At 46.5% G+C, this 23,880-nt stretch carries 22 protein-coding genes; 16 read left to right on the top strand and 6 right to left on the bottom strand.

The window, feature by feature from the left end:
• Positions 1-2 precede the first annotated feature (2 nt).
• From ACKU40_RS01720 to hpnH, 3 genes are read left to right on the top strand one after another with little or no spacing between them, the layout of a single operon-like run.
• Positions 3-782, top strand: coding sequence for a PhnD/SsuA/transferrin family substrate-binding protein (locus ACKU40_RS01720; protein WP_320174819.1), 780 nt, complete (start codon positions 3-5; stop codon positions 780-782).
• Positions 782-1,501, top strand: coding sequence for a hypothetical protein (locus tag ACKU40_RS01725; RefSeq protein ID WP_320174820.1), 720 nt, complete (start codon positions 782-784; stop codon positions 1,499-1,501). Before ACKU40_RS01720 ends, ACKU40_RS01725 begins: the two co-directional genes overlap by 1 nt.
• 40 nt (positions 1,502-1,541) lie before the next feature.
• On the top strand, positions 1,542-2,558 hold the full coding sequence (hpnH, locus tag ACKU40_RS01730) for an adenosyl-hopene transferase HpnH (protein ID WP_320174821.1): 1,017 nt from the start codon (positions 1,542-1,544) through the stop codon (positions 2,556-2,558).
• Between the two features lie 52 nt (positions 2,559-2,610).
• Here the strand turns inward: hpnH and ACKU40_RS01735 are convergent, their stop codons facing one another.
• On the bottom strand, positions 2,611-3,330 hold the full coding sequence (locus tag ACKU40_RS01735; protein ID WP_320174822.1) for a phosphorylase: 720 nt from the start codon (positions 3,328-3,330) through the stop codon (positions 2,611-2,613).
• A gap of 248 nt (positions 3,331-3,578) precedes the next feature.
• On the opposite strand from ACKU40_RS01735, the gene ACKU40_RS01740 reads away from it, so the two are divergent.
• The gene (locus tag ACKU40_RS01740; RefSeq protein ID WP_320174823.1) at positions 3,579-5,720 is read left to right on the top strand and encodes a methyl-accepting chemotaxis protein; all 2,142 of its coding nucleotides are present in this window, start codon (positions 3,579-3,581) and stop codon (positions 5,718-5,720) included.
• 163 nt (positions 5,721-5,883) lie between these two features.
• Positions 5,884-6,990 carry an acyltransferase family protein gene (locus ACKU40_RS01745; protein WP_320174824.1) on the top strand — a complete coding sequence of 369 codons (1,107 nt, stop codon included), beginning with the start codon at positions 5,884-5,886 and terminating at the stop codon, positions 6,988-6,990.
• Positions 6,991-7,071: 81 nt separating this feature from the next.
• Here the strand turns inward: ACKU40_RS01745 and ACKU40_RS01750 are convergent, their stop codons facing one another.
• Together ACKU40_RS01750 and ACKU40_RS01755 are read right to left on the bottom strand one after the other, a co-directional pair.
• Entirely contained in the window at positions 7,072-9,567 is a 2,496-nt protein-coding gene (locus tag ACKU40_RS01750; RefSeq protein WP_320174825.1) for an AAA family ATPase, read from the bottom strand.
• A gap of 20 nt (positions 9,568-9,587) precedes the next feature.
• On the bottom strand, positions 9,588-10,010 hold the full coding sequence (locus tag ACKU40_RS01755) for an Hsp20/alpha crystallin family protein (RefSeq protein WP_320174826.1): 423 nt from the start codon (positions 10,008-10,010) through the stop codon (positions 9,588-9,590).
• A 351-nt stretch (positions 10,011-10,361) separates the two neighbouring features.
• On the opposite strand from ACKU40_RS01755, the gene ACKU40_RS01760 reads away from it, so the two are divergent.
• From ACKU40_RS01760 to ACKU40_RS01790, 7 genes are all read left to right on the top strand, one after another.
• Positions 10,362-11,150 (top strand): amino acid ABC transporter substrate-binding protein, encoded by a 789-nt coding sequence (locus tag ACKU40_RS01760; RefSeq protein WP_320174827.1) that lies wholly within the window; start codon positions 10,362-10,364, stop codon positions 11,148-11,150.
• Between the two features lie 3 nt (positions 11,151-11,153).
• A complete protein-coding gene (locus ACKU40_RS01765; protein ID WP_320174828.1) occupies positions 11,154-12,188 on the top strand; it encodes an ABC transporter permease subunit in 1,035 nt (344 codons plus the stop codon).
• Positions 12,189-12,953, top strand: a complete 765-nt coding sequence (locus ACKU40_RS01770; RefSeq protein ID WP_320174829.1) for an amino acid ABC transporter ATP-binding protein — start codon at positions 12,189-12,191, stop codon at positions 12,951-12,953.
• A gap of 191 nt (positions 12,954-13,144) precedes the next feature.
• A complete protein-coding gene (locus tag ACKU40_RS01775) occupies positions 13,145-13,738 on the top strand; it encodes a TetR/AcrR family transcriptional regulator (RefSeq protein ID WP_320174830.1) in 594 nt (197 codons plus the stop codon).
• A gap of 99 nt (positions 13,739-13,837) precedes the next feature.
• Positions 13,838-14,017, top strand: coding sequence for a DUF2798 domain-containing protein (locus tag ACKU40_RS01780; protein WP_407944328.1), 180 nt, complete (start codon positions 13,838-13,840; stop codon positions 14,015-14,017).
• Positions 14,014-14,370 (top strand): cupin domain-containing protein, encoded by a 357-nt coding sequence (locus ACKU40_RS01785; protein ID WP_319778921.1) that lies wholly within the window; start codon positions 14,014-14,016, stop codon positions 14,368-14,370. Before ACKU40_RS01780 ends, ACKU40_RS01785 begins: the two co-directional genes overlap by 4 nt.
• Positions 14,371-14,471: 101 nt before the next feature.
• A complete protein-coding gene (locus ACKU40_RS01790; protein WP_320174831.1) occupies positions 14,472-14,993 on the top strand; it encodes a type 1 glutamine amidotransferase domain-containing protein in 522 nt (173 codons plus the stop codon).
• A 66-nt stretch (positions 14,994-15,059) separates the two neighbouring features.
• Here the strand turns inward: ACKU40_RS01790 and ACKU40_RS01795 are convergent, their stop codons facing one another.
• From ACKU40_RS01795 to ACKU40_RS01805, 3 genes are all read right to left on the bottom strand, one after another.
• Positions 15,060-16,436 carry a hypothetical protein gene (locus ACKU40_RS01795; RefSeq protein WP_320174832.1) on the bottom strand — a complete coding sequence of 459 codons (1,377 nt, stop codon included), beginning with the start codon at positions 16,434-16,436 and terminating at the stop codon, positions 15,060-15,062.
• Positions 16,437-16,440: 4 nt separating this feature from the next.
• Complete coding sequence (locus tag ACKU40_RS01800) at positions 16,441-16,659, bottom strand: hypothetical protein (protein ID WP_320174833.1); 219 nt, start codon at positions 16,657-16,659, stop codon at positions 16,441-16,443.
• Positions 16,660-16,788: 129 nt separating this feature from the next.
• The gene (locus ACKU40_RS01805) at positions 16,789-19,515 is read right to left on the bottom strand and encodes a sulfatase-like hydrolase/transferase (protein WP_320174834.1); all 2,727 of its coding nucleotides are present in this window, start codon (positions 19,513-19,515) and stop codon (positions 16,789-16,791) included.
• A gap of 304 nt (positions 19,516-19,819) precedes the next feature.
• Between ACKU40_RS01805 and ACKU40_RS01810 the strand changes: the two genes are divergently transcribed.
• The 4 genes from ACKU40_RS01810 to ACKU40_RS01825 are packed head-to-tail and all read left to right on the top strand — an operon-like array spanning position 19,820 to position 23,845.
• On the top strand, positions 19,820-20,863 hold the full coding sequence (locus ACKU40_RS01810) for an FUSC family membrane protein (RefSeq protein WP_320174835.1): 1,044 nt from the start codon (positions 19,820-19,822) through the stop codon (positions 20,861-20,863).
• Entirely contained in the window at positions 20,853-21,947 is a 1,095-nt protein-coding gene (locus ACKU40_RS01815; RefSeq protein ID WP_320174836.1) for an FUSC family protein, read from the top strand. The genes ACKU40_RS01810 and ACKU40_RS01815 overlap by 11 nt, the downstream gene beginning before the upstream one ends.
• Before the next feature lie 9 nt (positions 21,948-21,956).
• Entirely contained in the window at positions 21,957-23,072 is a 1,116-nt protein-coding gene (locus tag ACKU40_RS01820; protein ID WP_320174837.1) for an AI-2E family transporter, read from the top strand.
• Positions 23,069-23,845 (top strand): PDZ domain-containing protein, encoded by a 777-nt coding sequence (locus tag ACKU40_RS01825; RefSeq protein WP_320174838.1) that lies wholly within the window; start codon positions 23,069-23,071, stop codon positions 23,843-23,845. The genes ACKU40_RS01820 and ACKU40_RS01825 overlap by 4 nt, the downstream gene beginning before the upstream one ends.
• Positions 23,846-23,880 lie beyond the last annotated feature (35 nt).

Genomic DNA, 23,880 nt, shown 5'->3' on the forward strand with positions numbered 1-23,880 from the left:
CTATGTTCAGAAGAGTTCTCGCTTTTGCATTTGTTCTGGTTCTTGGATTGAGTTCTGTTGCGTCTGCAGGACGGTTTGATTTTGCCATTATCCAGCCCGGTCAGCCGGGAACCACTGCCGAGGCGCAGCCGGTCATGGATGAACTTGCAAATTATCTTTCCGCCAAACTGGGTGAGAAAGTTAAGGGAGTATACTACAACGACCTGAATGCGGCGCTCGATTATCTCGGAAAGAACAAGCCAGCGTGGTCCATCTGCGGGCTTACTTTCTTTAAGTCTTACAGTTCCAAATTTTCCATGGCACCGGTGGCTTCAACTTTGCCGCAGGGAATGAAAAAGGATGTCTGGCGTTTGATTGTCCCTGCCGATGGACCTGATTCAGCGGAGGGTATTCAAGGCACTGTCTACGGTTCCATGCTTTATACCCCGCAGTCCCTTGAAATTCTGTTCGGCAGTAAAAAGGGCTGGGGATTTACCGTGGAAGGTACGCACAAGGCATTGCGCATGCTCAGGAAGGTGAATAAAGGCAAGGTCTCCGGCGTGGTTCTTGATGCTGTGCAGTATTCAGTGATCAAGGATTCTGACCGCTATTCCGGTACCAAGGTCATTTATACTTCTTCCGAACTGCCCAACAGTCCGGTGGCTTGGTTCGGCAAGACCAATGATGATGCTTTCCGTTTGCAGGCAGTGCTTCTGGATATGTCCAAGGATCCGTCTGCAAAGGAATTGCTTAATTTGTTGCAGACTTCCGGTTTCAATCCCGCTGACAAGGATTTGAAATAATGAAATGGCTGCGTTTATTACCATTACTGATTGTGCTGCTGATCTGCGGCTGTTCCGCGAAGTATGACCTTCCTCTTTATGAATATGAAGCGGATGGGGTAGTTCTTTGGAAGCCCTGTTCAATGGCGCAGGCAGAGGTCCTTTCTAATTCTTCCAAGGATAAAGATGTCTTGCAGGGGGCGGCCTGCTCCGCATGGTTGCTGGAAAGCGGGGCGGTCAAGAAGGCCGATTATGCTAAATCCTCACAGCTGAAATTAGAAAAATATCTTGTTAAAAATAAGCAATCCGGTTTGGGGCACTATCTTTTGGCTTATTTAATTGCTAAAGAGGCTCAGCTTGCTCCCATGAAGGGCCTTGACCTTGTGCCCCGTATGGAGCAAGAAGCACTCGCAGCGTCCAAGCTTTCTCCCGAAGTTGATCACGGAGGCCCGGATCGTTTTCTGGGTGAGCTTTATCTTAAAGCTCCCTCAGCTCCTATCAGTATCGGGGACATGGACAATGCTTTAGAATTTTATGAAAAGGCCGTAAAAGTCGCGCCTGATTTTGCTATGAATCGTCTCGGACTCGCAACAGCCTTGCTGGAAGATGACGATGTTAAGGAAGCCTGCGTCCATTATGATAAGGCTCTGCATAGCAAATGCTTTGATGAAAAATTATTAAAAGTTGATTCCTGTAAAAAGCTGGTCAAAGCCTGCGAAGGCAAAAAGGCAGCTGAATAAAAACAACCCGCCCCCATGTGGCGGCAATGAGGTTAAGACCTTGGCAATTCCTGCAATTCAAGTAGCTAGACTCGGTAAATACATTCTCACTCAGACCCTGAAGGGCAACAAGCATTACCCGCTGGTGCTGATGCTCGAACCTCTTTTTCAGTGCAACCTGCGTTGCAAGGGCTGCGGCAAGGTTAACCAGCCGCCGGAAATCCTTAACAAGCGCCTTTCCGTTCAGGAATGCATTGACGCTGTAGAAGAGTGCGGTGCTCCGATTGTTTCCATTCCAGGTGGTGAGCCTCTGCTGCACCCCGAGATTCCGACCATCGTCAGTGAACTGATCAAGCGCAAAAAATTTGTTTACCTCTGCACCAACGGCATTCTCATGCCTGAACGCATTCATGAGTTCAAACCCAGCCCGTACCTGACCTTCAACCTCCATCTGGACGGTCCTGCTGAAGTTCATGATAAGGTTGTCTGCAAGCAGGGTGTTTTTGATTCTGCGGTACGTACCATCAAGCTGCTCAAGTCCAAGGGGTTCAGGGTAAATACCAACACTACCCTTTTTGGCGGTCAAACTGCTGAAAAAGCTGCGGAATTCTTTGATTTCCTTATGGATCTCAAGGTAGACGGCATGACCCTTTCAGCTGCATTCAGCTATGAAGCTGCAGAAGATCAGGATGCTTTCCTGACCCGCCCGCAGAGTGAAAAGCTTTTCCGTGAAATTTTCACCATCGGTAAGAACAAGAACTGGGATTTCAGCCACAGCAGCTTTTATCTCGATTTCCTCGCCGGAAACCAGCCGGATTACAAATGCTCCCCTTGGGGTAACCCCTGCCGTTCCGTACACGGATGGCAGCGTCCCTGTTACCTGCTTGAAGACGGCTTTGTCTCTTCCTACAAGGAACTCATGGAGCAGACCGATTGGGATAAATTCGGCGTCGGTAACGATCCCCGTTGCGCAAACTGCATGGTTCACTGCGGCTTCGAACCCACAGCGGTTGCAGATTCCGTAAGGCGTCCCATCAAAGGCGCTATGCTTGCTCTGAAAGGCGTAAGTGTAAAATAGTTCAGTAGAATCCAAAAAGGCCCGTTGAAGTTTTCTTCAACGGGCCTTTTTTTTATTTCAAAATTTGCTCAAGGGCTTTCAAAGCCTTTGAATAATCCCGTCCCATTGGGATCAGCTCAAAAATAAGGCTGGGCCTTTTCATGATCGCTTTTAAAATAGGGCCAAGTTGCGTTTTGCCGGATTCATCAACACCGGCCAGCGACTCCTGCGGGATGCCCCGTTTTGAATCATCGCTGATAGCCCGGATACATCCGAAGGGAATTCCTGTATTTTTGGCTGCCTGCGCCACGGCTATTGATTCCATGTCTACCGCCAGTGCCCCGGTGCGTTCGTGCATGAATAGTTTATCCTGCGGGGTGAGCACTGCTTCCTTGGCTGTAATCAGCTTTCCGCATTGAATCTCCCTACAACTGGGAATTAACTCACTGCGCAGCCTTGAGTCGCCATTTCCTTCAAACCATGAATCAAATTCCGCAATATCTGAATGGATGCTCGTTGCCGTTACAAGTGTTCCGGTCTCGAGTCCGGCTGCCAGCCCGCCGGAAACTCCTATACTCAGGATCAAGTCCGGCTTTTCAGCACAAAGGAGCTCAGCTGCTTCGGCTGCGCGCGTAATGCCTATCCCGGAAACAATGCAATGATAGCTCACTTTGCTTTTAGTGGTTCCTGAGAGAAGCGGGAATTTACCTATTCTTTCGTGTTGCGGCGCAGGGCAAACAGCTTGAGCTTCCTGTTCCATGGCCGCGACTATTGCGATTCTTTTTGATTTCATTGTTTGTCCTTTGATGATCTTAGGCAGATGATAGATCAGATATGAAAATGGGTAAAGTTTTCGAATTACATATAAATTAATTTAGAATTTTGCCGAAAATGTATTTTAGTGCTGTGGTCACGTTTTTTAACGTCAATATTGACACATAGCGAAAATGAAAATAACTAGCGCGACGGGGTTATAGTGAGGGTATCATTTATAACTTTAATTAAGGTGGTGACCAGATGAAATGGTTCAGGAATTTAAGAATGATGTACAAGATCATGCTGCCGGTCGGAGCTTTATTGCTGCTGACTTTGGGTAGTATGGAATATTTTGCAATGCAAAGTAGCTCTAAAGCTATTGAAAAAGTTGCAAAAAAAGAGATTTCTGCCCTTGCTGGAGAATATAGCGGACGTATTCTCAATTTTATGACTCATGCGCAAGGACAGGCTCAGGGGCTGGCGAGCACATTTGCTCAGTTCAGACGTGAAAATATTGAACTGAGCAGGCAAGATGCCATCTCAATGCTTGTCGGTCTTATCAAGGGTGATGATAATTTTATCGGCGGCAGTAACGGTTGGGAACCTAATGCATTTGATGGCCGCGATGCTGAATATGCGAATACAGATTTGCATGACAAAACCGGCCGTCTCATTCCGTATGCTTTCCGGGCTGGCGGGGATATCAAGGTTGTACCTCTTGCCGAGTATTTTGTACCCGGTGACGGTGATTACTACCTGAAGCCTATTGAAAGGCGCAGGCCGTATATTACTCCACCTTATCCTTACGATGTTGACGGTAAGAGTCTTATGCTGACCACTATCGGTGCGCCGATCATGCTTGATGGACGTCCTCTCGGTGTTGTCTGCGTGGATATGCCAATCACCAACATCAGCGAGCTTGTTTCGAAGATTCGTCCTTACGGTACCGGGTATGCATGGTTGATGATGCCGAACGGCGACTTTATCTATCATCCTAATAAAGACCGTATAGGCAAGAATATCTTTGATACTGCCAAGTTTGAAGATGAAGCAGGTCTCAAGCGGGCTTTGGAAGACGGTGAGCCTTTCTACGAGGTTCGTGTGGCCACTGCAAACAGTAAACGGTCAATGGTTCAGTATATTCCAATTGAATTCAAGGATAGCGGACAGCGTTGGTATCTTGCTGTCAGTGCTCCAATGGATAAAATTTTAGCTGATGCACACACTCTTACCTTTGACCTGCTGACCATGGGCGGAATTGCTCTTGTTCTGGTCATGATTGCGATCTTTTTTGTTGCCCGTTCCATCTCCAAGCCTATCGGAATTATCACCGCTGGGGCTATGGAAGTTGCTAATGGTAATTTTAATGTCCGTCTTGACGATGCTATTTTCGGTGGAGAACTCAAAGACCTGCATTCAGCTATGCGTGAGATGCTGACCGGGCTTGTTGAGAATATTTCCAAGGCTGAAAAGATGGCTGAAGAAGCCAAGGATCAGACTGAGAAAGCTCAGGTTGCTCTTAAGGAAGCTGACGAAGCCCGTGCGGAAGCAGAAAACGCCAAGCGCGAAGGTATGCTTCACGCTGCTGAGCAGTTGGCAGGTATAGTTTCACAGGTAGCCAGTGCAAGCCAGGAACTCACCGCTCAGATTGAAGAATCAAGCCGAGGTTCTGAAACACAGCGTGAACGCACCGCTGAGTCTGCCACTGCCATGGAACAGATGAATGCAAGCGTCATGGAAGTTGCTCGTAACGCTGCTGAAGCTGCGGACTCTGCAGATAATGCTCGTACTGAGGCAGAAAATGGCGGAACTATCGTTAATGACGTGGTAGAGCGGATCAACCGTGTTCAGGGTATGACCGTTGAAATGGAAAAAGGTCTGGGCATGCTCGGAGAGCAGGCAGATGGAATCGGCAAGATCATGAATGTGATCACTGATATCGCTGATCAGACCAACCTGCTGGCATTGAACGCAGCAATTGAAGCCGCCCGTGCCGGTGAAGCCGGAAGGGGATTTGCGGTTGTTGCTGATGAAGTTCGCAAGCTGGCTGAAAAGACAATGGATGCCACCAAGGAAGTCGGAGGCTACATCTCTGCTATCCAGAGCGGTACCCGTGAGAATATTAACGGCATGACCAAAGCTGCGGCTGAAGTCTCTGCCAGCACCGAGTCTGCTAACAAGGCCGGTGAGGCTCTCAAGGGTATTGTTGAGATTGTCGAGGAGACTGCAGGGCAGGTACGCAGTATTGCTACTGCCTCTGAAGAGCAGTCAGCTGCAAGTGAGCAGATCAACAGAAGCATTGAAGAGGTAAACCTCATTGCCAACGACAATGCTCAGGCCATGCGCGAGTCATCCACTGCTGTGGAAGAACTCATGCATCTCGGCGAGCAGCTTACTGAACTTATCGAAGAGTTGCGCAGAGCTTAGCAGTATAAATCGTATGAACGTTCATGGGCCGGGGTTTTTCCCGGCCCTTTTTTTTGGCGGACTTGCAGTCGGTTTGTTCTTGGCGATAGTGGTTGACTTGGGGTTAACAGGCGAATAATCAGAGATTGATTATACAATCGTTTAGTTATGAGGTTTTTCCGTTATGAATCAGCGAATGTTCTTCCTCGATAATCTGCGCGCCATAACAATTTTTGGGGTTGTAATACTTCATGTTTCTCTTTGTTATATGAAATTTGCGCCGCAGTGGTGGTTTGTTGTTGATCCGCAGCAGAGTATGTTTTTCACTTATGCTGTAATGCTTATTGATGTGCCCATCATGGCGATAATGTTTTTTCTGGCCGGATATTTTGCACTTCCTTCGTTGCAGAAGCACGGGATGTCCGGATTCTGGGCCGGTAAATTTAAGCGTATAATTATTCCTTGGGTGCTGGGGGTATTGTTTCTCGCCCCTCCGGCCATGTATATGATCCTGCTTTCAAGGGGCAAGGCTCCTTCTTTTTGGGAATTCTGGGCCGGGCCTTTCTGGACGACCATGTACAGCCAGTCTGTATTCTGGTTTCTTGGATTGCTGGCGCTCTTTTATTTGATTCTCAGTTGTTGCTATAATTATTTCCCCAGCCTGCAAAATCCTCCGCGGATGAGCCGTAATCCATCGCCTTTGCTTTCAGTTTTTTTCATAGCGATTTCCAGCGGCATTTTTCTGGGTATGAACCAGTTCTTCCCGGTTGATACGTGGATTACCGATTATTATGTGATCGTTTTCCAGCCCTTGCGCCTGTTTGTTTACCTGCTGTATTTTTGGCTTGGTATCCTTGCTTGGAAGCGCAATTGGTTTACCCGCCAGGGATATACTCCAAGGTTACTGCCGTGGTCGATAGTATGTCTTGTCTCGGCAGTAGTTTATCTTACCTTTAAGGGAATGATGCATGCTAGAGGAACTGAATTGTCCATCCAATTAGGCAATGCGCTCAGTTTTAATATCTTTGCTTACAGTACCCTCATGGCCGGAGTGGCCTTGTTCAAGGCTTTCGTGAACAGCTCCAATGATTTTTGTAAATCGTTTTCAGCCTGTTCTTATGGGCTTTATCTCTTTCATTCACTGGCAGTCTACTACGGAGCCTACTATCTGCTCGGTATGGATGCCTCTCCGTTTATCAAAGCCCCCCTCCTGCTGATAGGATCAACAGTAGTTTGCTGGGTGCTGACAGTTGCTTTGAAGAAGGTGAAGGGAGTTTCTTCGGTTTTGTAGAAAATAAATCCCGGCAATATCTTGAATGATATTGCCGGGGTGTTTTTTTAGATTGCCTAAACGAGTTATACGCGAAGCAACCTACTTACCGCAGCCGCAAGATCCGCCGCTTTCCTTTTTCTTCTCATCCTTTTCATCATCGCTGGCTCCGAAGTTCTTAAGTCCTTCTGCCAGATCGATGAGACGTGCATTCACCTTTCCATATATTGATTCTTCAGGATAATTGCCTTCAGCGTCCTTTTCGCCAGCAGCTACTCCGGTAAGAATTTCAATTCCCTGTTCAATGTTTTCCACCGACCATATGTGAAACTTGCCTTCGCGGACAGCTTCCACAACTTCTGTGCGCAGCATGAGGTCCTTGACGTTTGGTTCGGGGATCATGACTCCCTGATTTCCGGTCAGTCCGGCATGCTTACAGCAGAGGTAGAATCCTTCGACTTTCTGGTTTACGCCGCCGATAGGCTGGACTTCACCTTTCTGGTTCACTGATCCGGTTACGGCAATGTCCTGACGGATGGGCACATCAGCAAGGGAGGACAGCAGGGCATAGAGTTCAGTTGATGATGCCGAGTCTCCGTCAATACCACCATAGGACTGTTCGAAGGCAATACTCGCGGTCAACGAAAGCGGCTTATCCTGTGCGAACTGGCGGCGCAGGAAGCCGGAAAGGATGAATATCCCTTTGTTATGGGTCGGGCCGGACATATCGGCTTCGCGTTCAATGTTGATGATGCCGCCCTTGCCCATGGCGGTTACTGCGGTAATGCGCGAGGGCTTACCGAAAGAGTAATCACCCATGGAATAAACAGCCAGACCGTTGACCTGTCCGGTCACAGCACCGTCGGTATCGACGTAGATGCTGCCGCGGTCGATCATTTCCTGTAGCCGTTCTTCGCTCTGGTTTGAGCGTTTACGGTGGGCTTCAAGGGCCTGAATTACATGTTTTGCTCCCACTGCAGTGGAACCGTTGCGTCCGGCATAATAACTTGCTTCGCCAAGTAAATCGGCCAGCAGCGGGAAGGCTGTGGTTATTTTTTCCTGTCTGCCGGACATACGCACAGCCTGTTCTATGATGGCAGCTACACCTGAACGGTCAAAGGGCATCAGGTTGTCCTTCTCCACCATGCGGCTGATGAAATTGGATACTGAGTTGATGGCGTCCGTGTCACGGTCCATGGAAGTTTCAAAGTCGGCGCGGACCTTGAAAATCTTTGGCACATCAGGATCGTAATGGCGCAGCAGCTGGTAAAGATAAGGCTCGCCCAGAACGACAACTTTTACATCCATAGCAATCGGTTCCGGCTTCAGGCCGGTGGAGGATATGAAGTAATAGGGGTCAAAGGTCTGGATTTCGATCTTTTCGGTCTTGAGAGAGCGTTTAAGAGTCGGCCAGACTCCCGGCTCAACAATGGCATCCATGAGGTTGAAGACCAGATAGCCGCCGTTGGCCTTGATGAAAGAACCGGCCTTGATCTTGGTGAAATCTGTACGCCAGCCTCCGTGTCTGTCCATGACCCTTTCAATGGAGCCGAACAGGTTGCGGTAAGTAGGGTAGCTTTCGAATATTACCGGAGGGCTGCTCTGCTCGCTGTTGTCCACCAGCAGGTTAACCTTATAGGGATGAAGAATGGCCTCGGATGGCGGGGGCATGAACATCATGCCGCCTTCGCCGGCCTGCGGCTTTTTGCCGATCATACGCAGGGAATCAAGTTCATCGCTCATGTTTTCGAGCATGGCGTCAAAGTACTTGAGTACTTTCTCATCAGCGTATTTATCACGCAGGGGGGCGATCAGGTCCTGTGCGAGAGTCATGAACATCAGCTTGTCCACATCTTCGCTTTTTTTCTTTACTTCTTTCTGAAGTTTGCGGACCTGTGCCAGAATGTTATCAATCTCTTCTTTGAGCTCTTTTTGTTTTTCCTTGAGCCTTTCAAATTCATCGCGGGGGAAACGTCCTTTCTCGACTTTTTCTTCCAGCTGGATCATGCGAATCGGTTCGCCGTCAACCAGCGGAACAACATCAGGGCGTTGGTAGTGACCCATCTGCATGTTGACGATAACCAGACCGGAATCCTTAACTTTATCTTCAATACCTTGGAAGAATTCACGGGTTTGCTTTTCGTGCATTTCAATGATTTCATTCTTGCGGGCCATATATTCCTGACTTTCAAAAAGCTGCGGAACTTCGCGTTTGATGCCTTCCAGAAAATCATGGATGTCCTTTTTGAAGACCGCGCCTTCTCCGGCGGACATGCGGATCAGGATTGGCGATTCAGTCGCCTTGAAGTTATTGACGTAAAGGATGTCATCCGGGCTTTTATCCGTTTTGGAAAGCTCAGTGAGCATCTTTTTTACAGTGGCCTGCTTACCTGTATTGGCAGGTCCGGTAACGAAAATATTGTATCCCTTGAGGCCCATCCCCATGCCAAAACGGAAGGCCTCAACACCCCGGCACTGGCCGATGATTACATCTTCATGGTCAAGGTCAGCAGTAGTGTTGAAGGGGAGTTCTTCCGGGTCAAGGGTCCACCTCAGTTTTTCAAGCGGCAGTTCTTTGTCTTTCAGAATGCTGGTCATGGCGGTCTCCGGTCTGGTAGCTACTCAGATGTTATGGAAATAACTTTTTGAGGTTTGATTATGCATTTGTTGAGCACTATTTTAAGTACTCCGTCTTTAAATGTAGCACTGACATTGTCAGGGTCCACCCGGCAGGGCAGGGGGAGTGTTTTTTTGAAATGGCTGGTTTGGCGTCCTCCCTCAAAGGTCACCTTCTTTTCCCCGGAGATGGTCATGGATGTTTCAGTGACTTTTACTTCAAGGTCTTCGGCTTGAAATCCGGGCATGGTGGTACTCACTTCAAGAGCTTCACCTTCCTCCCTCATACTGGTTTTTGGTGTGCAATCGATGATTCCGCAAACGGAAGGGATGCCGTAATCGTGGCAAAGGCTGTTGAAAAGCCTGTCCATATCTGTCTTCAATCTTTCGAGTTCTCGGCTTCCCCACGAAGTAAGGTTTGGCATGTGCAGTCTCCTTGTTAGAACTGGTGGGAATATCAGTTAAATCCACGCTAACACATAGGCAAAAAGTTTAGCAACCGCTTTACAATTAGAAAGCGGAAAAGGGGTTGTATTTGTAATAACCGAAATTTCAATGCGTGAAAGATGCATTTTTAGGGCATGATCCTCACATTTTTGACAAAAAAGGGAGGCTAAGTTCTGTTTTTAAGGGGTTACAGTCTTGCATGTTCCTGCTTCATGGGCTATTCGGTTCATCGCTTCTTATTTTAAAAAGGCAGAATGGAAGTGTTTTCCGTAACGGCCTCTTTAAATGTTGCAGGAGCGGAAATTTACATTTTCTTTTAGGAGTGACGCATGAAAAGGGTATTAGTTCTCATGGTTGCAATGATGCTGGCATTCGCAACCACCGCAATGGCTAGTGACGGTTCTCTCGAAAAAGTACAGAAAGCAGGCAAGCTTGTAATCGGTCTTGATGACACTTTTGCACCCATGGGCTTCCGTCAGGACGATGGAACTCTGGTTGGTTTTGACGTTGACGCAGCTGAAGAAGTCGGCAAGCGCCTCGGTATCAAGATTGAATGGCAGCCCACTGCATGGTCCGGCGTTATCCACTCCCTGAATGCAAAGAAATTTGACTGCATCTGGAACGGCATGACCATCACCCCCGAGCGTGAAAAAGCTGTTTCTTTTTCCAAACCTTACATCATGGACGGTCAGATCGCTGTTATCGCCATGGGCAACAAGTCCATCAAGGCTCACAAAGACCTCGGCGGCAAAGTTGTCGGCGTACAGAAAGGTTCTCCCGCTCTTGAGGCTGCTAAGTCCCTCAAGCCCGCAGCTAAGGAAATCCGCGAGTACGACACCAACGTTAAAGCTCTGCTTGACCTTGAATCCGGTCGTCTTGACGGCGTAGTTGTTGACAACATTGCCGGTCGTTACTCCATGGCTCAGCGTCCCGGTAAATACGTTGCGCTTCCCGGTTACATCACCAGTGAAGCTTTCGGTATTGCCTTCCGTCAGGGCGAAGATTCCCTGCGTGAAGCAGTACAGAAAACCATCGATGCTATGATCGCAGACGGAACAATGGGTAAAATATCCCGCAAGTGGTTCGGTGAAGATGTCACCAACCCCGCTAAATGGTAAGAAATGATTTATTCAAATAAAAAACTCGGAAAGAGCGGGGCGTTTGCCTCGCTCTTTCTGCTGTTTGCACTTCTGATTTTTCCGGCTGTATCTTCAGCCGCAGTTGACGCTGACGCACTGCTCAAGCAGGCTCGTGATGCTCTGACCGTAGGTCAGATTGATCAGGCCCAGACTCTGTTCAAGCAGGTTCCCGCTCCCGGTCCCGAAGGGGATGACGGGCAGTTTGTTTATTCCCGCATGCAGCTGGCGCGTATCAGTTATTCCATGAAAGATTCGGGCAAGGCCCGTAAATTTGCCGAACAGGTCGTTGCCGTCTATCCGGACAACGTTGAAGCGAAAAATTTTCTGACCTCTCTTGATCGTGAGACCAAGCCTGAATGGCAGAAGACCCTTGAGGACTGTAAGCGATTCATGCCCAATCTGATCAAGGGTGCGACAATGACCCTGGTGCTGGTCTTCTTTACCATGATAGTTTCTCCCATCGGCGGCCTTTTCATCGCCCTTGGTAAGATCAGCCGCATGCAGCCGTTTATGGCTATCAGTTGGTTCATTATCTGGTTTTTCCGCGGCACACCGCTTCTTCTGCAGCTCTTTTTTATCTATTACGGTCTGCCTGCAATCGGCATTACCCTTTCTCCGCTGGCTGCGGCACTTATCGGTCTGGGTATTAACTATTCCGCATATCTCGCTGAGATTATCAGGGCCGGTATCGAATCCATTGATGACGGTCAGACTGAAGCTGCAAAAGCTCTGGGCATGACTTACGGCCAGACCATGCGCCGGGTTATTATTCCGCAGACATACAAGCGGATCATCCCCCCCATTGCCAACGAATTCATCGCATTGATCAAGGATACCGCGCTGGTATCCACCATCGCCATGGTTGAACTCATGCGCGCTGCGGACCAGATGTTCAATGCTTATTTTAACGTGACCGTGCTGGTAATGGCAGCTGTCATCTACCTTATTTTTACCTCCGTGTTCACCTTCTTCTTCGAGAAGATCGAATACAAGGTCGGGGTATACGAGAGGCGCTAAATGGAAACAATTTTAGAACTCAAGAAAATCGTCAAGAAATTCGGCAGTCTTACTGCGGTTAACCATATCGACCTCAAGATTAACCGAGGCGAGAAGGTGGTTATCGTCGGTCCCAGCGGGTCCGGTAAGTCTACTTTGCTTCGGACCATGAATTTCCTCGAAACCATTGATTCCGGGGAAATCCAGTTTGAAGGCAAGCCTTGCGGTTACATCTATAAAGACGGTAATCCGGTACTGGATTCCCAGAAGAATCTATGCGCCCTGCGCTCTGAGATAGGTATGGTTTTTCAGCAGTTTAACCTTTTCCCGCACATGACCGTTCTCCAGAACGTTATGGAAGGGCAGGTGACTGTACTTGGCAAGTCCAAGGATGAAGCCCGTGAAATCGCTTTGCAGATGCTGGATAAGGTTGGTCTGTCCGACCGTGCTACCGTCTATCCGGTAACCCTCTCCGGCGGTCAGAAGCAGCGTGTGGCAATCGCCCGTGCGCTGGCCATGAAGCCCAAGATGATGCTTTTTGATGAGCCTACTTCCGCTCTGGACCCGGAACTGGTCGGCGAGGTCTTTGATACAATCCGTTCACTGGCAGATGACGGTATGACTATGGTTATCGTAACCCACAATATGGGATTCGCCCGTGAGGTTGCCGATACCGTAATTTTCATGGAGACCGGAGATTTTATTGCCAAGGGAACCCCGTCAGAATTTTTTTCCGCCGAGACTCAGCATCCGCGTATCAAGGAGTTTATGGATAAACTGCTGTAAAAGTTGTTTGTAGTTGTTTGACCTGAAGGCGTGCCCCTATAAGGGCATTCCCCCAGAGCGGCTGTAAGATTGAGCCCCATAATATTTATATGATATTATGGGGTTTTTTTAGGTCTATTCATTCGTAGTATTGAAAGATCATACTTGACAGTATGGTTTTTTGTTTGTACCCCAGTGGCAGGAGGAAAATTATGAGTAAGGCGTATGTAAATTACCAGCGCAAGCGCGAGTTGATATCGCTGGTTGCCTGGGAGCTGTTTTCGCAAAAGGGGTTTTCCGTTACCAGCATGGACGATGTAGCCAAAGCTGCTAACGTAACCAAGCAGACAGTCTATCGATATTTTCCTTCGAAGCTTGAGTTGTTCAAAGCTGTGCTGGAATCATATGCACAAAAAGCCCCGAAGAATTATGACTTCGGACAGGGTGATTTGGCGGAAGAATTGTATGGTTTTGCTATGCATTTTATGCGATTCCACATCTCCCCCGAATATCTGGGGACCATGCGCCTGCTGGTGAGTGAAGCAAGGGAAAATACAGAGCTGGGGGCAATCTTTTATGCCAATGGTCCCAAGAAGTCCGGAGCTATGCTGAGTACTTTTTTGAGGGAAAATATTTCCGGTATTGCAGATGCTGACCATGCCGCCTCACTGTTTGTTGCCATGCTGCATCATGTGCGAACTCCTCTGCTTCTGGGGCTTTGTGATTCTGTTACTGAGGAAGAGCTTGATAAACATGCCCGGTATTCCGTGGATATTTTTCTTCATGGGTGCATGTCTAAAGTGTAAAACCTATCACCCTTTAACCAAAATGAGTTCTATATGTCAGACGAGCGGAAAGTTAATCTTATTAATTGTGTCCTCATGGCCGGTTTTATGGCTCTGATGATGTCGGGGTGCTTATCCCTGATCAATTTTGGCATATCGCAGAAGTGGCTTTTGAGCTGGGGGCGCAGTTTTTTGTTTGCCTGGCCCCTGGCATTGGTTCTCAGTCTTTTTTTTGGTAAACGGATTTTTCTGATTTCTCGAAGGTTGGCACGTATCGGTGTCAAAAGGGAACAAGTATGACAGACACTTTAAAAGATATCAAAGCTGCTTCAGAATACATAACTCCTCCCGGACATGTATTGTTTTCAGCACTGCGGCTGGCCGGGCGCATTGATGATCAGATTGCTGATTGTTCTGTTGCCGATATTGCTCCCGGAGGAGGCGGTCCTAATCCGCATCATACCCATGAACACGACCACCTTTTTGTAGTTCTTGCCGGGTGTGTGGAGGTTAAAATAGATGAGGACACAATCAGGTTGTCACCCTATGAGTCTCTACTTGTTCCCGGAAATAAACTTCATAGTGTCTGGAATACTTCTGAAGCTCACGCCAAGGTTTTGGGGATAAGTTTGAACAGGGGCAGTGAATTTTAATATGCAGATTGAACTGATATGTTGAATATGCCCTTTTTATCTGGTTTTATGCTATTTGATACTCGGCAGTTTGAATGAACCTGAATCATAAGGAGCAACCCATGAAACTTAGCGGCCAGCGTGTTTTGATGTTTATCGACAATGTTTTTGAAGATATGGAACTTCTCTATCCTTACTACCGTCTGATTGAGGAAGGTGCGGAAGTTGTTGTCGCCGGTCCTGAATACGGCGAGGTTTATACTGGCAAAAACGGTTATCCCTTCAGCTCTACAGCGGCAATTGAAGATATGAATGCGGATGATTTTGATCTGATGGTCATCGCCGGAGGATTTGCCCCGGACAAGCTGCGTCGTGATCCAAAGGTGCTGGAACTTACCCGTCAAATCCACGAGGCCGGAAAAGTCGTGGCCCACATCTGCCACGGAGGTTGGATTCCCATTTCCGCCAAGATTATGAAGGGATACAAATGCACCTCCACCCCCGGAATTAAGGATGATCTTGAGAATGCGGGGGCAACATGGATAGATGAAGAGGTCGTCGTTGACCGTAATCAGGTTTCATCACGCAAACCCGACGATCTGCCCGCTTTCTGCCGCGAGATAATCAGGCTCGCAGCCAAGTAATAGGTTGAAATGACCGTAATATAGTTAACGATATTGCGGTCATTTCAGTACGAATTGTGTAATGTTTTAGTTTGATTTTTTAAATAAATATATAGTGCGGACACTGTCCGGCATGTCAAAAGTTTTAACTTCGGTAAAGCCGGCGGCATTGAAATCCTGACGAAAATTTTCTTCAGTATAATCATCAAAGACATCATCTCGTGCGCTTAACAGTCTCTGCACTTGGCTGTCTTTTTTCGGAATGAATTCACACACCAATGTCCCCTGTGGATTAAGCAGAGAAGCAAAAAACATAGCAATCTGTTTAAAAGGTATCCCAGACGAAAAAAAGAGATGGTGGCATAGTGCAAGCGCAAGCAACATGTCAGCTTCACATCGATCTACAAAGCTTTTTCTTTCTTGACTGGCCCAACCCAAGGAAGGGGAAGGGGACGACAGATCAAGGATGACAGGCAGAATATTATGGGGGCCGTTCTTGCTGAGGTGTCGGTAATTAAATTCAACAGCAGCGGGGTCCATATCTGCGGATATCACCTGATCAAAATAATTTGCCAATGGAAGGCTAAATCTTCCTGTGTTAGCACCAAGATCAACAGCAAGGTTACCTGGAAAATTCGCAGCAATTTCTTCAACGATCTTTAATTTAGCAGAAGTGCCTTCGTCTGTGTAGTTTGTATCGTTGTAGTAATCGCCCCATTCTGTATCCTGTCTTGGGAAAACAAATTTTTTAGTGGTACTCTCAAGAGATTCAATAATACTTCGGAGTTTCTCCAAACTCATGCTTCTTGTGTTGTTTTTCTTGACAGAACGGGGGTCTTCATACTTTTTCTGCATGTTAGCATGAAGCACTAGGTGCATATAAGTTCCCAGCGATAGTTTCGATTTCCATGGAAGCATTGATGATGCAATATCCAAAGGAATTCCATCAATCCATTGTCTGGAAAGCTGAGACAAACGCAAATCTTTTTTGGCTGCCAGCGCAAGCGGAGCTAAAAAATGGGAGCAGAATTGTCCGTAAGCCTCCCAAGGTTGCCCTTCCTCCCACTCTTCAAAAGATAAAATATCGATAAAAACAGGATGTTCGCCAATAAACTGAATATTGTATGCAGACGCATCCTTAAGGGTTAATCCTTTAGATAGAGCTTTTAGTTGTAGTTTTAGAGTAAGTAGAGCAGCATCTTGTAGCTGACTGAAACTCCATTCATATGGGTAAGATATGAAGGGAATACGATTAACGTTTAAACTTTTCCAGCTTCCCGCAATGGGAGGACACTCTTCAAATGGAATAAGTAGTTTTTCGTTTACCACCTCATCGAGTAATCCAGACCGTTTAACGAGCTGCCATGTCTCTTTATAGCAAGGCATAATCGTACGAATAATGCTAATTGGGTCTGAATATACATAACCTGAACGATCCCGGAAGGAGCCTAAGTCCTGTTTCATGACTCTACTTCCTGAATGCTCGTAAAATTAAATTTTTAACTTTATCTATGAATTTTGTAATAGCAGCAATACTGGCAATTATCCATTGTACAGCAGTGCTTCCTGAACCAGGGTCAAGGTATCCTGCATTTGCTACATGAGGTGTAGTCACAAAGACTACGGTTAGAACAAGACATATTGCTATCCATGTTATTTTAAATGGCTTTAAAAACGTAACTCTCATCAATAACTCCTTTTCATTTTTCGGCAACACCGATCATTGTTAAGTACGATTTGCCGCTATTTTTTCAAGTGTCAAAAAACACGATTTTATGTTGTGGTTGCAATTTATTTGCCATTTTATGTTTCATGGCTATGTTTGAGAACTCTTCCAGTGAATATCAGGAGCGATACTTTTATCTGGAATACAAATAAAGCTGGGCCGCTTCAATTCAAATCTGCCATGTTGATAATAGTGCACGGCTGCATCAAGTCCTCGTAGAAAAATTTCAGGGGAATTAAGATAATAAAATGTTGTATCAAATTCAGAGTTAGGGTTCAGCATAAGTGTTGGGCCATTTTGTATGTAGTGCTCAAGAGGTGAAGCCCCGTTAGGTCTTGTTTTGTATTCTTTCTCGTACCACGAAGAATCAAATTTTGATAGTTTTCCCCAACTGCCGATACGTGCTTCCATCTGTTTTTGTGCCATTACTTTTAACGGAACAAAGTCAGGATGATGGATACTATTTCTACGAGTTATAAAGGCAACCTGTTCTACAAGATGATTGCTTTGCGTTTTTGAAATGCCATTTAAAAGGACTTGTAAAGCTTCACTTATCTTTCCTTGCTTTTCCATGCTGCAGGCCAGAGTCGCGTATAGTCCTGAATACATGTTTTTTTCTTTAATCAATTGCTTGGCTACTTCTTCAGCATTAGCCCAGTCTTCTGTTTGCATGTAAATTATTAACTTTCGTGTTTTAAAAAGGATTTGATGCCACCCTTGCATGTTTTGGATCTGGGTTTCTATCCAGTCGAACAATGACGTTGAATTGCCATTTAAGAATGCTAGATATTGCATGTGCATATCTACATACATCTCAACTGATACATAGAGACGATTCAAGCTTTGTATAGCGCTTTGGAGCTGTCTGATGTCTCCATTTCTTATAAGTGCATGTGAATATCGTATGTAGCAGTCATCAGGAAGAACTGTAGATTCTGTAGAGGTAAGGGCTCTTACAATATACTTATCTGTCTCTTCAGGTTTTCCAATTCTTTCAGAGATAACAGACAAGTAATATAATGCCTTATGAGAATTAGGAGTAAAAAGAAGAATATTTCTGGCATATTTTTTTGCTTCTTCATATCTTCTTTGCTTGAAGAATTCCTGTACAGCCATGGTATGTATGTCTTCCTCTGTAGGGAATTTCTTACATAGGCTTAGCAGGTATTCCATCCCTTTTTCTTTGTGCCCGAATTCAAGATACTTGGAAACCAGAGCTAGATGATTTTCGACATTGCTATCATCTTTTTTTATTTCGGAGAGTAAAAAAGGAATTTGCTCTTTTTCGTTTACCTTTTCCCAATTGTCTAGAGCAACCCCGTCACGTGCTATAATAAGTCTGCCAAACTGATTGGAATTGCAAAATGAAATATTGGGCATCATGTCATCTAAAAGTGTTCTGTCTTCACTCAATGAGGCCAGAATATGGTTAAAGAGCGTTACATGTGACAGAACATGTCCATCTGAATAATGGATTCCCGACCAATGGATTCCTAAAAATACGCTGCACTTATCCTTTGCAATGAGGCTTGGAGAAAAACCGCGTGAGCGAATGATATCATTAGGATTATTCCCTTCGCCGCATTCAATATGATTATATCTATGAGCACCATGATCTCCAACAGCGACAATTAAGGGGTTGGGGTCATTTTTTTTAATTATTTCAATGGTACGTATGATTTCTTTTTCAGTCCTAAAATATGCTGCCTTATATAACTCATTAAAGCCGCCTAATTCCTCCCAGCTATAAGAGATGTCGGAATGTCTTGCTCCGAAATGAAACCAGTGCATTTGGGGGGTTTCCTTATTTTCTTTGATCACCGCTTCCATATCAACGAGTAAGCTTTCAAAGTCTGATCTGGTTTCGAATACATCATGCACTGAAAACTGTTTCCGTAAAAAGGAAGACTGGGCAAGGATAGGGGCAAAGTTCTTATTTAACTTGAGTTCAGTCTTGCTGGAGGAGTCTTTGGGGATGCGATCGAAAAGTTCGCTGAAGAACATCCTGATGTGTTGGCAGGCAAAAAAATTCAGTGCGTAGCCGTTGTTTTTAAACGTAGTTAATATTTCGGATGGAGTGATTTGCAGACTGCGGTCTTCTCTATGGTAATCATAAAGGGTTCTAGGCCAGACCATGTTTTTAAATGCGGAGACGGTGTTGGTGCCATTACTGTAAACATTATCGTAAATTTTGAAGTTATCATCTCTTAAAGATGAAAGGAGCTGAGTGTTGTCTATCTCATATATTTCTTTGAGAGCATCAGTTGAGTGAATGGATTCCAGAAATAGAATATATACATTGGGGGTATGTTTAAAATTTACATCTTCAATAGAAGTTCCTGACTCAGGACTATGTGCGTCAGATATACCATTTTTAAAATTTTTAATCAGGTCATAAAGAGAAATACAAGTGTATCCTGTCAAGATGGTGTTGAATATTGCTAAAGAAAAAAACCATGTAGTGAAGGAGAAAAAAAATACCATAAATAATAATGTGTATATGCGTACTTTTTTACTAAGTAATTCAAAAAATATTCTTTCACTAAAAAAAACAAAAATTACTAAAGATATAAGGCAGGCTGCTAATGATATAGAATTAGAGTTTATATAGCTTAGGTTGTTGTAATTTGTCTGCAAAGCATTAGCCGAAAAATTAAATAAGCTAGAAAATGATATTCCTAAAATTCCCATGAACAGAAGAGAACTACACATTTGTCTTTTAGTGAAGAGCCCAATGTTAATAGAGATTATGGAAATAGTCGGAGTAATTGTTGCTAGGAATATAGATACAGCAGGGGTTGAAAAAACAGACAACATACAATCCTCTTATATTCAAAAAAAATCTATGAAATTAAAAAATATCTATTTTATCACTGAACTTTATGGTGTTATTCGACAGCAAATATTGACAACGTATTTAAGGATATAAGTGCTAAATTAAAATGTCAAATTTCGGCAAAGAATGTTTATTCTGTTGATATTTGCATTTTGACAGGAAAAGTCAGTTTACTATGGGCTATCTTGAAGTTTGCACTTCTCTGTTCTAATGTTCAAGCAAATGCATAAACTAATCTCAGAATTTTACAGAATATTCATCAGGCCGGTTGATCCGGGCCTGTTTATGACCAAGTACGCTGCCAAGTCTATATGTGCCTGTCTTGTGGCTTTAATTCTGGCTTATCTGGTGGGCATGAGTACCAAGTTCCTGCAATGGTCGGTTTACGGTTCCATGGTGGTAGTTATCTTTCGTGCAGGTAGCACCCTTGCCAAACGTAAGGCTGTGGCCCGTTGGCTGACACTTGCAGTAATGTTCCTCGTACCTGTTTCAACAGTGGTAGGTAACTATTCACTGCTATTGGAGGCTTACCTCTTCGTGCTGGCCTTTGCGGTCTTTTTTACGCCTGTTCTCGGTGTGTCAGCAGCAACTGCTGCTATTGGTACACTTATCGTTAACCTTTTGGCTTTAACCTCGCCGGATACGCTGTTTGTGGGGCTGGAACGATCAGGTGCTGTGCTTTTCGGGGCCACGGCTTCTTATCTGTTTATTTTTTATGTCTGGCCCATGAGGCCGGAAAAAGTCCTCACCCGGGCCGGTGCTGTTGCCCTGACTGATATCGGTGATTATTTCCGCGCTGTGGCCTCTTCTACCGGCAGCAAAGATGATTTGCGAGAGATTGCTGAAATTCATGAACGGTCAGTGGAATCCGTACGACGCTACCGTAGATTCATGGAAGCTATCAATGTGGACCCGGTTAAGGAGTTGGGCAGTTATGAAGGGCCTTCGGCTCTGTACGCATTGCTGGTACGTATGATCGAGGCGGTGGTCGGGCTGGCTAACAGCCGCCAGTTTGCCGAACATAGTCCTGTTTTTAAGGATATGCGCTTTAAGTTCAGCGATATTGCCGGACGCAGTTCCGTGGCCTTTGATGTGCTGGCGGCAAACCTGTCCACTGGCAAAGGAGCAGTTGATCTGCGCGGCATAGACGAGGGTATTGCTGACCTTGAAGGTGAATTACTCCGGTTGGGGGCCTACAAGCGTGACGATGGCTTGCGCAATGAATTTCTTGAGGCTTGGGGAGCAATCTACGGGCTGCGGAATCTGAGCATGGAATTCGCTGAAATGAGCAAGCTCTGCTGTAAGGGAGGGGCCTGCAGTGTTCGCTGATGCCCTCGCTATCTTGAAAAAGGAATTCCGTTGGAATTCGGTTCCCTTCCGGCATGCACTTAAGGCTGCTGCGGCAATTACCTTTGCCATTGTGGCTGCACGTTTTCTGGAACTTCGCCATGCGGTATGGCTGCCTGTCAGTGTGATTGTGATCATGCGTCCTTCTGTCGGCGGGACCTTGCGTATCGGCTGGAAGCGGCTTTGGGGGACGGTGATCGGAGCTGCCATCGGGGTCGGTATCCTGTTCCTTGAACCGGCTACCCCGGTTCTTGTGGGACTGATTGTTCTTTCTTTTTTTCTGATGATTCTTGTAAGGGTCTTCAGCTATACCGTTTTCTCCTGCTCGTTAACCGTGGGAGTAATCCTATTGCTGGGAGTGCTCTTTACTGACGGCTGGCAATTTGGGCTGGAGCGTATTCTGGATACTGTGCTGGGTGTAGCAATAGGTATTGCTGCATCCTTCGGGGTCTGGCCCAATATGGCCCGCAAGAATTTGCGGGCGAAAATGGCTAATCTGGTTGAATTGCAGTCCACGCATTTTAAGATTCTTTCCGAATCATATCTGCATGGCGGAATAACTGAAGCCAAGATTGTTGAGACCAGAATTGAAGCTTCCAACATGCTCGATACATGCGCGGAGTCATTTCGTGAGGCTGCGGCAGAACCGGGATTGCAGGGCTGGCAACGTAGTGAATTGACCCGCCTGCTCCGCACTTTCGCGCGAATGCATAGTCTGCTCATGACCATGTCGACGATTATCCGCCGGGGATACGGAGGGCCGCTGCCGTCCATAGCTGATGGAATGGCCGAGGTTTTGGGTGCAACTACAGAGTATTATGAATGGCTTGAGTGCTATTCACTGACCCCGGATGATTGCCCTGAGGAACCTGATTTTGATAAGGCTATCGATAACTTCATGCTTGCAGTTGGAGATGCCCGTGTCCGGGGAGATTTTGAAGATGTGCCCCTTGAACGGCGCAATAATATTTCGGCATTCATCTGGAATATCCGTGCCCTCGGCGGTGAAATCCGCAGAGCCGGAAAACGGATGCATGATTTGCGCTACGGTCGGGATAGCAATTAGGAGATATTTATGATCAACGATAATACCCCGTATACTTTTGACCGCGTAGTGCGCTTGTTGCTTGCTGCGGGATTCATTTGGGTTACAGTTACCCTGCTGAATACCTTGAGCGCGGTGCTGGTGCCTTTTGCTGTGGCTTTGACCCTTGCTTATCTGCTGAATCCGCTGGTTAATTTTGTCGGTCGATATATTAAGAACCGTACAGCCGCGGTATTGCTTACCTTGGTGGCTATATTGGTTCCACTGATCAAGGTTTTTTGGGTGATGGTCCGCGCTGTCGGGGTTGAAATGAAGCAAACCGGCGTGATGCTGGCAAAAATGGTCAATGATTCTTCTGTGGCTCAGAGAGCGGCGGAATATATTCCGCAGGATCTCTGGCATACGATAGTTGATTTGGCTAAGCAGGAAGATGTGCGGTCTTTTCTTACAGAGTCCGGTCTGACCGATATGCTAAAAGTATCAGCTCAAAAGGCTCTGCCCGGAATATGGAATATTGTAAGTGGGTCGGCCCATACTCTTGGCATGCTTGCAGGATTGTTTGTGATCATTCTTTATCTCGTATTCCTGCTTACTGATTACGATAAGCTCGGAAAATGGCGGGAGCAGATTCCCTCCAAATACCGCGAGAGGGTAGCGTCTTTTGTGGACGACTTTACTAACGTGACCAACCGTTATTTCCGTACGCAGGCACTCATTGCGCTGATCATCGGCTGTCTGTTTTCGTTGGGATTCCTAATCATTAAATTACCGCTGGCGATCCTGCTGGGCATGCTTATCGGACTGCTGAACATGGTCCCATACCTTCAGATTGCCGGATTGATTCCGGCCTTTCTGCTCGCGGCAATTGATGCTCTGGCAACAGGCGGTAATTTCTGGCTGGCTTTAGGCGGGGTAGGCGTAGTCTTTGCCATCGTGCAGGTGCTGCAGGACGCCGTGCTTGTCCCACGTCTGCAGGGCGAAAGCATGGGCTTGTCCCCATGGATGATCCTATTGTCGCTCTCCATCTGGGGGCAGCTGCTCGGTTTCCTCGGTCTGGTCATGGCCCTACCGCTGACCTGTATGGCTCTCGCTCTTTATCGCCAGTGGGTGATGGGGCAGGGCGGAATTGAAGGGGAGGCTGAATGAAACAGCCTGCAATTCTGTATGAGATGAGAATTAGTTGGCTGATCGTAGCCTTTATTCTCGGCACGGTTGGCCTTGCCTCAGCTTATGAAGTCGACCCTGATCAATATATCGATCAGAGTTTCGTTATTGATGAAGAGGCTGCTCCTCCGGTTGCCGTGAGTAGACCGGAGAAGGGCTGGCTGGGTTTGTCTATCCAGAGTGTGGATAAGAATTTTACTGCAGCATTGGGCGGCAGGGTAAGCAACGGTGCCTTGGTGGCGGATGTTGTGTCCGGCGGGCCTGCGGACAGAGGGGGAGTTAAAGTCGGGGACATTATCCTCGATTTTGCTGGCAATCCGGTTGCTACCGCGACGGATCTTGCCGGAATCGTGGCAGATTATCAGCCCGGGAGCAGGGTTACCCTGATTGTCTGGCGGGATGGAAGGAAATGGGAACTGGATTTAACAGTAGGTATAAAGGCTGCCTTTAAAAATGACAGAATTGCAGCCGCTGAAAAGGCTGCTGCTGATTTTGGCATCACTTTTGACTGGAGTAAAAAAGACAGCAGGGAATTTGGCTTGAAGGTAGTGGACGTAAAGGATTCCTCTCCGGCTGCAGCTTCCGGCCTGCTCTCCGGTGATGTTATTATGCAGGCAGGTCAGAAAGATATTGATAGTGCTGTTCCCTTATGTGAAATCCTTGACTCAGGGGCTAAGCAAAACAAGCCTGTGCTCCTTTTGGTGAAGCGACAGAAATCGAATCTTTTTCTGGTGTTTAGATTTGGGGTAAAATGAGTTTATAGGCGCTCTGTCGCTCTTTTTGTGCGGGG

It is taken from the genome of Maridesulfovibrio sp. (genome assembly GCF_963666665.1).
Taxonomy (GTDB): Bacteria; Desulfobacterota; Desulfovibrionia; order Desulfovibrionales; family Desulfovibrionaceae; genus Maridesulfovibrio.